Source organism: Pseudomonas sp. HMSC066A08, from assembly GCF_001813025.1.
Classification (GTDB): domain Bacteria; phylum Pseudomonadota; class Gammaproteobacteria; order Pseudomonadales; family Pseudomonadaceae; genus Pseudomonas; species Pseudomonas aeruginosa.
Genome location: NZ_KV811313.1, coordinates 1 through 1,069 on the forward strand (window position 1 = coordinate 1; position 1,069 = coordinate 1,069).

2 pseudogenes are annotated in these 1,069 nt (G+C 64.6%); both read left to right on the plus strand.

The annotated features are described in order from the left end of the window. Positions 1-671, plus strand: a pseudogene (locus HMPREF2886_RS19480) (IS21 family transposase); the annotation flags it as partial. Continuing rightward, a pseudogene (gene istB / locus HMPREF2886_RS19485) lies at positions 664-1,069 on the plus strand (IS21-like element ISPst3 family helper ATPase IstB); the annotation flags it as partial. The pseudogenes HMPREF2886_RS19480 and istB, both read left to right, overlap by 8 nt.

Below are 1,069 nucleotides of genomic sequence, written 5' to 3' on the forward strand. Positions count from 1 at the left end.
GGAACGAGCTGACGCACCCTCAATACAGCGGGCTCAGTGTGGCCGAGGTACTGGAGTTGGAGCGCGCCGAACTGATGCCTATGCCCGCGGCCTTCGACGGTTACGTCGAGCGGCCTGCGCGGGTCTCCAGCACCTGCCTGGTCAGTGTCGGGCGCAACCGTTACTCGGTGCCGTGTGAGTACGCGGGTAAGTGGGTCAGCAGCCGTTTGTATCCGACCCGCATCGAGGTGGTGGCCGATGATGCGCTGATTGCCAGCCATGCGCGCTTGCTGGATCGCGAACAGGTCAGCTACGACTGGCAGCACTACATCCCGCTGATTGAGCGCAAGCCCGGCGCGCTGCGCAACGGAGCGCCCTTTACTGATCTGCCAGCGCCGCTGCGTCAGCTTAAGCACGGTCTGGGGCGTCATGCCGGCGGTGACCGGATCATGGCGCAAGTCCTGGCTGCCGTACCGGTCGCCGGACTCGATGCCGTGCTGGTAGCCGTTGAGCTGGTACTGGAGAGCGGCAGCCTGAGCGCCGAACACATCCTCAATGTCGTGGCACGGCTGACAGCATCCGAACCGCCGCCCAGCGTCGAAACCCACTTGTCGCTCAAGGAAGCCCCCGTCGCCAACACGGCGCGCTACGACCGCCTGCGTGGCCAGACCAAGGAGATCGGTCATGCGTGATTTGATGGCGGAACTCAAGGAGCTGCGCCTGCACGGCATGGCCACGGCCTGGGCGGAGTTAACTGCACAGGGTGAGTCGAACACAGCCTCGTCCAAGTGGCTGCTCGAACACCTGCTGGAACAAGAGCACACAGATCGCGCCATGCGCTCGGTGAGCCACCAGATGAACATGGCCAAGCTGCCGATGCACCGCGACCTGGCCGGCTTCGACTTCAGCGCCTCCAGCGCAGACGCTCGTTTGATCAGCGAACTGGCCAGTCTGGCCTTTACCGACACCGCGCAGAACGTGGTGCTGATCGGTGGGCCTGGCACCGGTAAAACCCACCTGGCCACTGCGCTGGCCGTGTCCGGCATCACCCGGCACGGCAAGCGCGTGCGCTTCTACTCCACGGTCGATC